Origin of the sequence: Dokdonella fugitiva (assembly GCF_004342425.1) — a bacterium.
GTDB lineage: Bacteria > Pseudomonadota > Gammaproteobacteria > Xanthomonadales > Rhodanobacteraceae > Dokdonella_A > Dokdonella_A fugitiva.
In genome coordinates, this window is record NZ_SLWQ01000002.1 from 108,584 (window position 1) to 120,952 (window position 12,369).

Below are 12,369 nucleotides of genomic sequence, written 5' to 3' on the forward strand. Positions count from 1 at the left end.
CCATGGCGGCGCCGAACGATCCGCCGCGCGCCGCCCTCGGACTCGCCACCGCGATCGCGATCGTCGCCGGCAACATGATCGGCTCGGGCCTGTTCCTGTTGCCCGCATCACTCGCGCCCTACGGTCCGGCCGCCCTGCTCGGCTGGGGTGCGAGCGCGCTCGGCGGCCTCGCGCTCGCCACCGTGTTCGCCGATCTCGCGCGCCGGTTGCCGCGCAGCGGCGGCCCCTACGCATTCGCGCGCGCCGCCTTCGGCGATGGTGCCGGCTTCGCGATCGCCTGGAGCTACTGGGTATCCATCTGGTGCGCGAACGCGGCGATCGCGGTCGCATTCGCGGGCTATTTCGGTTCGCTGTTCGCGCCCGCCGCGACGCCGGGCGGCGCGCCCGTCGCCGCGCTCGGCGCGTTGTGGGCCTGCACGCTCGCCAACGCGCTCGGCGTGCGCAGCGCGGGGTTCGTGCAACTGGTGACGACCGTGCTGAAACTGCTGCCGCTACTCGCGCTCGTGGTGCTTGCCGCACCGGAGTTGCCGCATGCCGCGTGGCAGCCGTTCAACCGCAGCGGCGAAGGCCTCTGGTCGGTCGCGCTCGGCACGACCGCACTCACGCTCTGGGCATTCCTCGGCGTCGAAAGCGCGACCGTGGTCGCGCAGGACGTCGGGCATCCGCGCCGCAACCTGCCACGCGCGACACTCGTCGGTTCGTCGATCGCGATCGTCGTGACCGTGCTCGCCTGCAGCGTGGCCGGCGCGATCGTGCCGCCCGACGCGCTCGCCGCGTCGGGCGCACCGTTCGCCGATGCGGCGTCGCGCCTGTGGGGCGCCAAGGCGGGCACGCTGTTCGCGGCGACCGCCGCGATCGCCTGTTTCGGCGCGCTCAACGGCTGGGTGCTGATGCAAGGACAATTGCCGCTCGCCGCCGCGCGCGACGGCGTGCTGCCGGCATGGTTCGCCCGCGTCGACGAACGCGGCACGCCGTTGCAGGGCCTCGTCGCCGGCAGCGTGCTCGCGAGCATGCTCGTGCTCGCCAATTACCAGGACGACCTCGTCGGCCTGTTCACGTTCTCGATCCTGCTGTCGACGGCCGCCTGCCTGCTGCCGTACGTCGTGTGCAGTGCCGCCGCGCTGCACGGCCTGCGCGATGCGGGCGCGCACCCCACGCGCGGTTCCCGCGCGATCGCCGCGTTCGCGCTCGTCTTCAGCCTCGCGGCACTGCTCGGCACCGGCGCGCATGCGCTGTCGTGGGGCGCCGTGCTCGTCGCCGCAGGATGGCCGATCCACTTGCACCTGCGACGCGCGTCGCGGGGTTAACCCGACGGCAACACCGCGTTAACCGGGCTCACACCGTGCCTGCGTATCCTGTGCCGGCGACGACAACAACAACGGAGAATCGCCCATGCGTGACCAGCGCCGTACCGAAGTGAACGTCCTCGGCTATCGCATCGAACGCGTGCGCCGCTTCGACGAGCGCGGCGACGTCGCCGTGCAGTGGTACGAAGTGCTCGCTCCGGAATCGCAGGCGCTGCTCGGCACCTTCGCGCATCGCGCCGAAGCCGAGCGCGACATCGTCACGCGCGAACTCGCAACGATCGCGGCGTGAGCCGCGCACGCGGCGTCACGTCACGATCGTGAAGTCGTCCGCATCCATCCACGCCGGGAAACGCTCGCGATGCGCCGCGAGCGCGGCGGGATCGAGCGTGACGGTGACCACCTGCTCCTGCGCGCCGAGCTCGACCAGCGGCTGGCCGAGGAAATCGGCGACGACGCTGTCGCCCGCGTAGTGCAGTTCGTTGCCGTCGACGCCGACGCGGTTGACGCCGACGCAGTAGCACCAGTTCTCGATCGCGCGCGCGAGCAGCAGCGTGCGCCAGGGATGGCGGCGCACGCCGGGCCAGTTCGCCACGTACAGCAACACGTCGTACTCGAAGCGCCGCGCCGCGCGGTCGTAGCGGTTGCGCGACCATACCGGGAAGCGCAGGTCGTAGCAGACCAGCGGGCAGATGCGCCAACCGTGCAGCTCGACCACGATGCGTTCGCTGCCGCCGGCGTAGCGTTCGTGCTCGCCCGCCATGCGGAACAGATGCCGCTTGTCGTACAGCGCATGGCTGCCGTCCGGTCGCATCCACACCAGCCGGTTGACGCAGCGCTCGCCCTCGCGCACGACGAGACTGCCGGTGACGACCGCGCCGACGTCGGCTGAAAGTGCGCGCAGCCAGCGCAGGCCGTCGCCGTCCATCGATTCGGCGTTGCCGAGCGTCTCGTTGGTGAAGCCTGAAAGAAAAGTCTCGGGCAGCACGACGAGGTCGCTCTGCCCGCGCAACGGGCGCACGAGCGCGCCGTAGTAATCCCGATTCGCCGGCGCATCGTGCCAGCGCGTCGCGCCTTGCACGAGCGATACCCGCAACGGACGCTGGTGCGCGGCCATGTCAGAGCGCCTTCAGGCGTTCGGCCGCCTGCTCGAGCACCGCATCGCTCTTGGCGAAACAGAAACGCACGAGGCGTTGTTGCGCGGGCGGGTCTTCGTAGAACGCCGACACCGGTATGGCGGCGACGCCGCCTTCCTTGACCAGCCACTCGCAGAAGGCGAGATCGTCGGCGCCGCTCAGCGCCGAATAGTCGGCGACCTGGAAGTACGCGCCGCCGACCGGAAGCAGGCGGAACTTCGAGCCCGCGAGCAGCGCGCGGAAGCGGTCGCGCTTGGCCTGGTAGAACGCGGGCAGGTCGAGGTAATGCTGCGGGTCGTTCTCGATGACTTCGGCGAGCGCCCACTGCGCCGGCGTGAACGTGCAGAACGTGAGGTACTGGTGCACCTTGCGGAACTCGGCCGACAGCGCGCGCGGCGCGATGCAGTAGCCGACCTTCCAGCCGGTGCAGTGATAGGTCTTGCCGAACGAACTGACCACGAAGCTGCGCGCGGCGAGCTCCTCGTGGCGCAACACGCTCTGGTGCGGCGCGCCGTCGAACACGATGTGCTCGTACACCTCGTCCGACAGCACGAACAGGTCGTGCTTGCGCGCGAGCGCGGCGAGCGCTTCGAGGTCTTCCGCGTCGAACACCGCGCCGCAGGGATTGTGCGGCGAGTTGACGAGGATCATGCGCGTCTTCGGCGTGACCGCGTCGGCGATGCGTTGCCAGTCCGGCGAGAAATCCGCGGGATCGAGCGCGACGTGCACCGCGCGCCCGCCGTTGAGCTCGATCGCCGGTTCGTAACTGTCGTAGCACGGATCGAGCACGATGACTTCGTCGCCCGCGCGCACGACCGCGGCGATCGCGGCGAACAGCGCCTCGGTCGCGCCGGATGTCACCGTCACTTCGGTGTCCGCATTGACCTTGCAGCCGTACAGGCGCTCGGTCTTGCGCGCGATCGCCTCGCGCAGCGCCGGCACGCCGGTCATCGGCGCGTACTGGTTGCGTCCTTGCGCCATCGCGCGCGCGAGCGCGTCGCGCAGCGCGGGCGGGCCGTCGAAGTCGGGGAAGCCCTGGCCGAGGTTCACCGCCTTGTGCTCGGCCGCGAGCTGGCTCATCACGGTGAAGATCGTCGTACCGACTTTCGGCAGCTTGGTTTCGATCTGCATGTCGCCTTTCGCGTTTGGACGGCCAAATGGCCCGAACGATCGATGGTAGCACGCGCATGCGGCGCGGCCGGGCGGGACGGCGCGCCGAGGCCGGGGCTGCCCATCCCAGCGCGCCGGCGCACGCGCCCGGCAACCGGCAAGGTGCGAAGCCGCTCACGGTTCGCGCCAAGACGGGTCCGGGCCGATTGTATTCCGCCCGCGCCCCGTGCAATGCTTGGGTCGATAGACCTAAGCAAGATCAGTCCCGGGGCGTAGTGCCGGAGAGGGCCGGCACGCGCGAGCCACCCCTGGACATTCCAGCAAGTCTTCCAAGCCTGGGGAGAGGCGGATGAGGACGGTCGTATTCGCCGCAGCGCTCGCCGCGCTGCATGGGTGTGCGCATGTCGACGCCGGCCGGCCGGTCGCTCCGTCGTCGGCGGCGGCGACGTCCGGAACCGGCGCGCAGCCCTCCGAAGCGGAACCGCGACGGCTCGACTTCCAGGCCCTCCTCGCCCCCGACCAGGCCGTCACGATCGACAATCCGTACGGCGACGTGCGCCTGCGTTTCGGCGGATTCGCGCACGCGCTGGAGATCCACGCAGTGCTGCAGCAGCCCGCGGACGCGGCCGCGATCGCCGTGCAGCCCGGCGTCGAAGGCGGCCGCTACCGCTTCGCGCCACGCCTGCCCGCCGGCGCGATCGTCGCGCCGGGACAACGCCTGGACGTGGTCGCCTTCATCCCGCTCGGCCACGCGGTTGCCGTGCGCACCGAGCGCGGCCTGGTGGAAAGCCGCGGCGTGCGCGGCGACATCGAACTCGAGAGCGTATCCGGCGACATCGCGATCCGCGGCACGCAAGGCAGCGTGCGGGCGCAGACCGGTGGCGGTTCGATCGAGGCCTCGTTCGAAACCGCGCCGAAGGGCTCGCGGCAGCGGCTTGCGACGAGCACCGGCAACATCGTGCTCGCGGTCGACGACCACCTCGGCGCGACGCTCGAGCTCGCGACCTCCGGCGTGTTCGCGACCGAGTTCTCGCTCGACGTCGAGCATCTGGCGAACCGGGAACCGAACAAGCGCGCGCACGCGACCATCGGCGGCGATGGCGCGCGCGTCGCGGTGGAAAGCCGGCGCGGCGAGATCCGCCTGCTGCGCCGGAACGCATTCACGCCGTTGGGCGGCACGCCAGCGGACCAGGAGTACGAAGACAACGACAGTGACTGAGTCGCCGTCCGCACGCACGGCGCCGGTCGCCGGACGTCGGCAGGGAACCCGAGCCTAGGCAGATCTTCCGCAGGAGGAATTTCGAATGAAACGCTTGAGGACCGTACTCGCCGGAGCAGCCGCATCGATGCTGCTGTTCGGCGCCGCGCATGCAGCCGACCTTTCCCGCGCCGGTGGCGCCGTCGAACTCGGCGAGCCGGTCACGCCGATCAGCATCGACGTCGACCTGCGCCAGCTGCCGGTGGTGCCGGCATGGCGCGCCGGCATGCCGATCAAGGAAGCGCACAAGCGCCAGTTCTTCCCGCTCGGGAAGCTCAATCCCGCCGCGCCGGACTGGATGGAAGCCGCACCCGACCGCCTGCCCGAACTGCAGAAGCTGTGGGATGACAACGCGCCGCTGTCCGCGCTGCAGGCCGGCACGCAGGGCCACGTGAGCATCAACAACGGCTCGACCGGCGTATCGCCAGGCGACCCCGTCGTCGATGTCAGCGCCAACTACATCGTCTACGGCATCAACGGCAGCAGCGGCACGAACTTCACCGTCTACAACAAGAGCGGCACCAAGCTCGCCGGGCCGACGACGTTCTCCTCGCTCGCACCCTCCGGCGACGGCTGCCGCACCTCGGTGAGCGATCCGATCGTGCTGTTCGACCGCCTCGCCAACCGCTGGTTTCTGCTCGAGATGGGCGGCACCTCGTCGGCGCCGAAGATGTGCATCTACATCTCCAAGACCGAAAACCCGGTCTCGGGCGGCTGGTGGTTCTACGGCTTCTCGACGCCGACGCAGAACGACTACCCGCATTGCGGCGTGTGGACCAACGCCTACGTCTGCACCGACAACGAAGGCGCGGCCAACGTGACCGCGTACGCCTATGACCGCGCCAACATGCTCAACGGCGCGACTGCGCGCGCGCAACAGCGTTTCGCCAGCGTGCCCAAGCTCGCCGGCTACGGCTTCCAGGCGCTGACGCCGGCGACGTTCATGGGTGACAGCGCGCACGCGCCACCGTCCGGCACGAAGCAGATCCTCGCGCGCCACAACGACGACGAGGCGCATGCCGGCTCGTCGGCCGACACCTCGCACGACTTCATCGACCTGTATTCGATCAACGTCGACTGGACGACGCCGGCGAACAGCGGGATCACGACCCTGCCGCGCATCACGATCAGCGAATTCAACAGCTGGTTCCGCGACTACTCGACGTTCGCGACGGTGCCGCAGCCGGGCTCGAGCTCGCGCCTCGACCCGATCCGCGAAGTCATCCTCAATTCGCTCGTCTATCGCAACCTCGGCACGTACGAGTCGATCGTCGGCCAGTTCGCGACGAACATGAACCCGGCGCGCAGCGGCACGACCGTCAATGCGGGCATCCGCTGGTTCGAACTGCGTCGCACCGGCGGCGGCAACTGGACGCTGCAGCAGGAAGGCACGTTCGGCCCCGGTGACAGCAGCACCCATCATCTGGAAGGGTCGATCGCGACCGACAACAAGGGCAACATCGGCCTCGGCTACAACGTCACGAAGACGAGCTCGCCCACGATCTACGCGACGCTCGGCTACACCGGCCGCAAGGCGTCCGATGCCGCCGGCGTGATGACGCTCGGCGAGAACACGGTCGCGGCCGGCACCGCCGCCGAAACCTCCGGCCGCTGGGGCGACTATTACCAGATGGCGGTCGACCCGAGCGACGACTGCACGTTCTGGATGGTCGGCATGTACCGTCCGTCGGGCAGCTGGAACACGCGCATCCAGGACTTCAAGTTCGACGACTGCGGCGCCGCGCCGAGCACGTGGTCGGTTTCGGGCACGGTCACGACGAGCACCGGCGTCGGCATCGCTGGCGTCACGATCAGCACCGGTGCCGCCAGCACGACGACCAACTCGAGCGGCGGGTACACGCTCGGCAGCCTCGCCAACGGCACCTACACGCTGACCCCGAGCCTCGCCGGCTACACGTTCTCGCCCTCGAGCAGCAGCGTCACGATCAATGGCGCGAACGTCAGCGGCAAGAACTTCACCGGCACGACGACGACCAATAACCCGCCGGTCGCGAACTTCGGCGTATCGACCAATGGCCTCACCGCGAACTTCACCGACAGCTCCACCGACAGCGACGGCACGATCGCCTCGCGCGCGTGGAACTTCGGCGACGGCGGCACGTCGACCGCGACCAATCCGAGCCACACCTATGCGAGCGCGGGCACCTACAGCGTGTCGCTCACGGTGACCGACAACGGCGGCGCGACCAACACGAAGACGACGTCCGTCCCGGTCAGCTCGCCGACCAACACGCCGCCGGTCGCCAACTTCAGCTTCACGACCAGCGGCCTCACCGCGAACTTCACCGACAGCTCCAGCGACAGCGACGGCACGATCGCCTCGCGTTCGTGGAGCTTCGGCGATGGCGGCACGTCGACGGCGACCAACCCGAGCCACACCTATGCGAGCGCCGGCACCTACAGCGTCTCGCTGACGGTCACCGACAACGGCGGCGCGGGCAACACGAAGACGAGCTCGGTCACCGTGTCCAGCAGCGGCAACGTGCTGCAGAACGGCGTGGCGGTCACCGGGCTCGGCGCGACCACGGGCAACAAGCTCAACTACACGATGGTCGTTCCGGCCGGCGCAACGAACCTCAAGTTCGTCACCTCCGGTGGCAGCGGCGACGGCGACCTCTACGTGAAGTTCGGCAGCGCGCCGACCACGTCGAGCTACGACTGCCGTTCGTGGGCCTCCGGCAACAGCGAGACCTGCAACATCACGACGGCGCAGGCCGGCACGTACTACGTGATGATCAACGCGTACTCGACCTTCAGCGGCATGAGCCTCACCGGCAGCTACTCGACCGGTGGCGGTGGCGGTGGCGGCACGACGCTCACGAACGGCGTGCCGGTCACCGGCCTCGCGGCGAGCTCGGGCAACTGGACCTCGGACTACACGCTGGTGGTGCCTTCGGGCGCGACCAACCTGAAGTTCCAGATCTCCGGCGGCAGCGGCGACGCGGACCTGTACGTGCAGCTCAACTCCGCGCCGACGAGCTCGAGCTACCTCTGCCGCCCGTACCTCAGCGGCAACAGCGAGACCTGCACGTTCGCCTCGCCGTCCGCGGGCACGTACCACGTGCGCATCAATGCATACACGACGTTCTCCGGCGTCACCTTGACGCCGAGCTACACGCCGTAGCACGCGGCAGGCGGGAGACGAGAACGGCGGCCGGGGAGACCCGGCCGCCGTTTTCGTTCCGGGCTCGCCCGTGGGTCAGGCCACGAGCAGCCGGTTCATGCGCGCGATGAACGCGGCGGGATCGGCGAGCTGGTCGCCGGCCGCGAGCTGCGCTTCCTCGAGCAGGAGTTCGCCCAGGTCCGCGCTGCGCACGGCGTCGGCTTCGTCGGCGAAGCGTTGCACGAGCGGATGGGCCGGATTCACCTCGAGCACCGGCTTGCTGGCCGGGACCTCGTGGCCGGCCTCGCGCAGCAGGCGCTGCATGTGCAGCGCCATGTCGTACTCGCCGAGCACGATGCATGACGGCGAACCGGTCAGGCGATGGCTCACGCGCACCTGCTCGACCCGGCCTTGGAGCACGCCGGCGAGCTTGTCGAGCATCGGCTTCGCCGCCTCCTCGGCCTGCTTGCGCTGCTCGGCCTCGGCGCCGTCGGCGGCGTCGATCTCGCCCTTCGCGGCGTTGCGCAGTTTCTTGCCCGCGTATTCGCCGAGATAACCGATCATCCATTCGTCGATGCGGTCGCTGAGCAGCAGCACTTCGACGCCGCGCGCGCGCAGCGATTCGATCTGCGGACTGCCCTTCGCCGCCGCGTGCGTATCGGCGGTGACGTACCAGATGACGTCCTGGCCGGCCTGCATGCGGCCGATGTAGTCGTCGAGCGAGACGTTCTTCTGCGCATCGTCGCCATGGGTCGAAGCGAAGCGCAGCAGCCTGGCGACGCGCTCGCGGTTCGCGCCGTCCTCGGCCACGCCTTCCTTGAGGACGTTGCCGAACGCATTGGTGAACTGCTGGTACTTCGCCGGCTCGTCCTTCGCGATCTTCTCGAGCAGGTCGAGCGTGCGCTTGACGCATGCGCTGCGGATCTGCGCGACGAGGCGGTTCTCCTGCAGGATCTCGCGGCTCACGTTGAGCGGCAGGTCGTCCGAATCGACCACGCCGCGCACGAAGCGCAGGTATGCCGGCAGCAGTTGTTCGCTCGCGTCCATGATGAACACGCGACGGATGTACAGCTTGAGGCCGTGGCGCTCGTCGCGACCGCTGAACACGGCGTCGAACGGCTGCTTCTCCGGCACGTACAGCAGCGAGGTGTAGCTCTGCGAACCCTCGACGCGGTTGTGCGCCCACGCGAGCGCGTCGTTGAAGTCGTGCGAGAGCGACTTGTAGAAGGCCTGATACTCCTCGTCCTTGATCTCGCCCTTCGGCCGCGTCCACAGCGCGGCGGCATGGTTGACCGTCTCGAACTCGCCGGACGGCTTGCCGTCCTTCTCGACCGGCAGCCGGATCGGGAACGCGACATGGTCGGAATAGCGCTTGATCAGCTCGCGCAGGCGCCAGCCGTCGAGGAATTCGCTTTCGTCGTCCTTGAGGTGCAAGGTCACGGTCGTGCCGCGGCGCGGCTCGTCGACGGTTTCGAGCGTGTAGTCGCCGCTGCCGCCCGATTCCCAGCGCACGCCTTCGCCCGCGGGCGCGCCCGCCTTGCGCGTGACGAGGGTGACGCGGTCGGCGACGATGAACGCGGAATAGAAGCCGACGCCGAACTGGCCGATCAGCTGCGTGTCCTTGCGGGCGTCACCCGACAACGATTCGAGGAAACGACGCGTGCCCGAGCGCGCGATCGTGCCGATGTTCTCGACCACCTCGTCGCGGCTCATGCCGACGCCGTTGTCGCGGATGGTCAGCGTGCGCGCGTCCTTGTCCCAGGACACCTCGATGCGAAGCTCGGCATCGTCGGCGGTCAGCGAGGCATCCGACAGCGCGGCGAAGCGCAGCTTGTCGCACGCATCCGACGCATTCGAGACGAGTTCGCGCAGGAAGATCTCCTTGTGCGAGTAGAGCGAGTGCGTGACGAGATGCAGGACTTGCGAGACCTCGGCCTCGAAGGCCCGGGTTTCGACGGCGTTGGACATGGAAACTCCCTCCGTAGATCTGGCTAGGCCCGACAATGGTGTCCGGGCCGTAGACGTTCAAGGCGACCCGGATCCGGCCGCGCGGGGGATCGCCGCTGCCGGCGGGTGGGCGCGGCGGCACGCGCTGCGCGCGTACCGCCCTACACGAGCCCCGTCACCAACGACCGGTCACGCGGGGCTCTTGATGAAAAGTGGGGCCATGGACGGCCGCTCTGGACGCCAGGCCCGGAGGGCACCCACTACACTGCAGCGATTCGTCGAGTGGCGATCAAGGATGAGCGCACAAAAAAAGCGGCCGTCGTTTCCGACGGCCGCTCTGACGAGGAGCACAGACGCGACTCGTATGCTCCAAGACGGATGTGGGTAGGCCTCAGCCTTCGTCCTTGGCGTGCGCAGCAAGGTCTTCCTTGATGCGTGCCTTCTTGCCTTCGAGGCCGCGCAGGTAATAGAGCTTCGCGCCGCGCACCTTGCCGCGACGCTTGACGACGACCGAGTCGATCGTCGGGCTGTGCGACTGGAACACGCGCTCGACGCCGGTGCCGTGCGAGATCTTGCGCACGGTGAAGGCCGAATTGAGGCCCGCGTTCTTGCGCGCGATGACGACGCCTTCGTAGGCCTGCACGCGTTCGCGGTTGCCTTCCTTGACCTTCACGTTGACGATCACGGTATCGCCCGGGCTGAACTCCGGCAGCGTACGGGTCATCTGGGCGGCTTCGAATTGCTGGATCAGGTTCATGACACTCACCACTCTGGTCTGATTTTTTCGTCGACGCCCGTCGGCAGCGCCGTCTTCATTCGCCGGATTCGCGGTCCGGCGCGTCCTGTTCGTGCTCGCGCTGGAACTCGACCAGCAGCGCGCGGGATTTCTTGTCCAGCTCGACCCGCTCGAGCAGGTCGGGCCTTCGCAGCCAGGTCCGCCCCAGCGACTGCTTCAGGCGCCAGCGCGCGATCGCCGCGTGGTCGCCCGACGTCAGCACCGCCGGCACGTCGCCCCATTCGTGATGCTCGGGACGCGTGTAGTGCGGGCAGTCGAGCAGGCCGTTCGAGAACGAATCCTGTTCGGCCGACGTCGCATCGTTCAGCACACCTTGCTGCAGGCGCCCGACCGCATCGATCACGATCGCCGCAGCCAGTTCGCCGCCGGAGAGCACGTAGTCGCCGATGGAAATCTCCTCGTCGACCGCACGCTCCAGAAACCGTTCATCCACGCCTTCGTAGCGTCCGCTCAGCAGGATCAGGTGATCGAGCTTCGCGAGTTCCACCACCTTGGCCTGGTCGAGCCGCTTTCCCTGCGGACTCAGGTAAATCACTTTCGCTTCGGTCGGTCCGGCCGCGGCGCGCGCTTCGTCGAGCGCCTTCCGCAACGGATCGATCATCATCACCATGCCGGGGCCGCCGCCGTAGCAGCGATCGTCGGCCGATCGGTAGTTGTCGGTCGCGAAATCGCGCGGGTTCCAGGTTGCGATCTGCAGCAACCCGCGTTCGCGCGCGCGCCCGACGACTCCTATCCGCGCACAGTTTTCGATGAAGTCCGGAAACAGCGTGATGACGTCGATCCGCACCGCGCCATTCCCTCCAGCAACCGCCGCGATGCGTGGTCGCATCGCCTAGAAATCGGCATCCCAGTCGACCGTGATGCGACCACCATCGAGATCGACTTCGGTCACGTACTGCCCGACCAGGAACGGAACCAGCCGTTCGCGTTCGGCATCCCTGACCACCAGCACGTCGTTCGCGCCGGTCGCGAGCAGGTGCGATACCCGGCCGAGCGTCGTGCCTTCGACGGTGACGACCTCGAGTCCTTCGAGATCGGTCCAGTAGTACTCGCCGGGTTTCGCCTTCGGCAGCGCCGAACGTGCAACCCAGATTTCGGTGCCGACCAGCGCCGCCGCAGCGTCGCGATCCGTCACCCCGGGCAGTTCGGCGACGATGCCCTTGCCCTGGGCCCGTCCGCGACCACCGGCTTCGATCACCGTCTCGCCGGTCGCCGACCGCATCCGCCACGGCTTGTAGCGGAAGATCTGCGTCCGCGGTTCGGTGTACGACTCGAGCTTGAGCTCGCCGCGTACGCCGTGAACACCGACCACCTTGCCGAGCAGGACGAATTTCTCCGACCCGCCCACGCGATCAGGCTGCCTTCTTGTTCGCTTCCTTGTAGAGCGACTTGACCTTCTCGGTCATCTGCGCGCCCTTCTCGACCCACGCCTTGACCTTCGCGGTGTCCAGCTCGAGGCGCACGTCCTTGCCGGCCGCGATCGGGTTGAAATAGCCGACGCGCTCGATGTTGCGGCCGTCGCGCGCGTTGCGCCCGTCGGTCACGATGATGTGGTAGAACGGACGACCCTTGGCACCGCCACGGGAAAGGCGAATCTTGACCATTGTTTTTGCTCGATATTTTGCGAAGTCGGCGACGTCGCACCCGGGCCTGTGTGCGGCCGTCGCGCGTCGGGAGCCGGGCATTCTAGCGGG

Annotated in this window: 11 protein-coding genes; 4 read left to right on the forward strand and 7 right to left on the reverse strand. The window is 68.3% G+C overall.

Annotated features, from left to right (window positions below):
• Nucleotides 1-2 precede the first annotated feature (2 nt).
• Both EV148_RS04750 and EV148_RS04755 read left to right on the forward strand, forming a co-directional pair.
• Nucleotides 3-1,307: an amino acid permease gene (locus EV148_RS04750; RefSeq protein WP_131994319.1), complete on the forward strand. Its 1,305-nt coding sequence runs from the start codon at nucleotides 3-5 to the stop codon at nucleotides 1,305-1,307.
• 85 nt (nucleotides 1,308-1,392) lie between these two features.
• The gene (locus EV148_RS04755) at nucleotides 1,393-1,596 is read left to right on the forward strand and encodes a hypothetical protein (protein WP_131994322.1); all 204 of its coding nucleotides are present in this window, start codon (nucleotides 1,393-1,395) and stop codon (nucleotides 1,594-1,596) included.
• A gap of 15 nt (nucleotides 1,597-1,611) precedes the next feature.
• Here the strand turns inward: EV148_RS04755 and EV148_RS04760 are convergent, their stop codons facing one another.
• Nucleotides 1,612-2,421, reverse strand: coding sequence for an amidohydrolase (locus EV148_RS04760; RefSeq protein WP_131994325.1), 810 nt, complete (start codon nucleotides 2,419-2,421; stop codon nucleotides 1,612-1,614).
• A gap of 1 nt (nucleotide 2,422) precedes the next feature.
• A complete protein-coding gene (locus EV148_RS04765; RefSeq protein ID WP_131994328.1) occupies nucleotides 2,423-3,571 on the reverse strand; it encodes a pyridoxal phosphate-dependent aminotransferase in 1,149 nt (382 codons plus the stop codon).
• Nucleotides 3,572-3,899: 328 nt separating this feature from the next.
• Between EV148_RS04765 and EV148_RS04770 the strand changes: the two genes are divergently transcribed.
• Nucleotides 3,900-4,769: a DUF4097 family beta strand repeat-containing protein gene (locus EV148_RS04770; RefSeq protein ID WP_131994331.1), complete on the forward strand. Its 870-nt coding sequence runs from the start codon at nucleotides 3,900-3,902 to the stop codon at nucleotides 4,767-4,769.
• An 85-nt stretch (nucleotides 4,770-4,854) separates the two neighbouring features.
• Nucleotides 4,855-7,953, forward strand: coding sequence for a PKD domain-containing protein (locus EV148_RS04775; RefSeq protein ID WP_131994334.1), 3,099 nt, complete (start codon nucleotides 4,855-4,857; stop codon nucleotides 7,951-7,953).
• A gap of 75 nt (nucleotides 7,954-8,028) precedes the next feature.
• Here EV148_RS04775 and htpG read toward each other — a convergent pair whose 3' ends face one another.
• From htpG to rpsP, 5 genes are all read right to left on the reverse strand, one after another.
• Nucleotides 8,029-9,900: a molecular chaperone HtpG gene (gene htpG / locus EV148_RS04780; protein ID WP_131994337.1), complete on the reverse strand. Its 1,872-nt coding sequence runs from the start codon at nucleotides 9,898-9,900 to the stop codon at nucleotides 8,029-8,031.
• A gap of 370 nt (nucleotides 9,901-10,270) precedes the next feature.
• Nucleotides 10,271-10,636 (reverse strand): 50S ribosomal protein L19, encoded by a 366-nt coding sequence (gene rplS, locus EV148_RS04785; RefSeq protein ID WP_131994340.1) that lies wholly within the window; start codon nucleotides 10,634-10,636, stop codon nucleotides 10,271-10,273.
• A gap of 55 nt (nucleotides 10,637-10,691) precedes the next feature.
• Nucleotides 10,692-11,462 carry a tRNA (guanosine(37)-N1)-methyltransferase TrmD gene (trmD, locus tag EV148_RS04790; protein ID WP_131994342.1) on the reverse strand — a complete coding sequence of 257 codons (771 nt, stop codon included), beginning with the start codon at nucleotides 11,460-11,462 and terminating at the stop codon, nucleotides 10,692-10,694.
• Between the two features lie 45 nt (nucleotides 11,463-11,507).
• Nucleotides 11,508-12,023, reverse strand: coding sequence for a ribosome maturation factor RimM (gene rimM, locus EV148_RS04795; RefSeq protein WP_131994345.1), 516 nt, complete (start codon nucleotides 12,021-12,023; stop codon nucleotides 11,508-11,510).
• Nucleotides 12,024-12,027: 4 nt separating this feature from the next.
• Nucleotides 12,028-12,279 carry a 30S ribosomal protein S16 gene (gene rpsP, locus EV148_RS04800; RefSeq protein WP_131994348.1) on the reverse strand — a complete coding sequence of 84 codons (252 nt, stop codon included), beginning with the start codon at nucleotides 12,277-12,279 and terminating at the stop codon, nucleotides 12,028-12,030.
• Nucleotides 12,280-12,369: the final 90 nt, after the last annotated feature.

What these genes read in the sequence shown, in the direction of transcription:
- EV148_RS04750 (WP_131994319.1), top strand. Translation starts at nt 3, where the DNA reads ATGGCGGCGCCGAACGATCCGCCGCGCGCCGCCCTCGGACTCGCCACC.
- EV148_RS04755 (WP_131994322.1), top strand. Translation starts at nt 1,393, where the DNA reads ATGCGTGACCAGCGCCGTACCGAAGTGAACGTCCTCGGCTATCGCATC.
- EV148_RS04760 (WP_131994325.1), bottom strand. Translation starts at nt 2,421, where the DNA reads ATGGCCGCGCACCAGCGTCCGTTGCGGGTATCGCTCGTGCAAGGCGCG.
- EV148_RS04765 (WP_131994328.1), bottom strand. Translation starts at nt 3,571, where the DNA reads ATGCAGATCGAAACCAAGCTGCCGAAAGTCGGTACGACGATCTTCACC.
- EV148_RS04770 (WP_131994331.1), top strand. Translation starts at nt 3,900, where the DNA reads ATGAGGACGGTCGTATTCGCCGCAGCGCTCGCCGCGCTGCATGGGTGT.
- EV148_RS04775 (WP_131994334.1), top strand. Translation starts at nt 4,855, where the DNA reads ATGAAACGCTTGAGGACCGTACTCGCCGGAGCAGCCGCATCGATGCTG.
- htpG (WP_131994337.1), bottom strand. Translation starts at nt 9,900, where the DNA reads ATGTCCAACGCCGTCGAAACCCGGGCCTTCGAGGCCGAGGTCTCGCAA.
- rplS (WP_131994340.1), bottom strand. Translation starts at nt 10,636, where the DNA reads ATGAACCTGATCCAGCAATTCGAAGCCGCCCAGATGACCCGTACGCTG.
- rpsP (WP_131994348.1), bottom strand. Translation starts at nt 12,279, where the DNA reads ATGGTCAAGATTCGCCTTTCCCGTGGCGGTGCCAAGGGTCGTCCGTTC.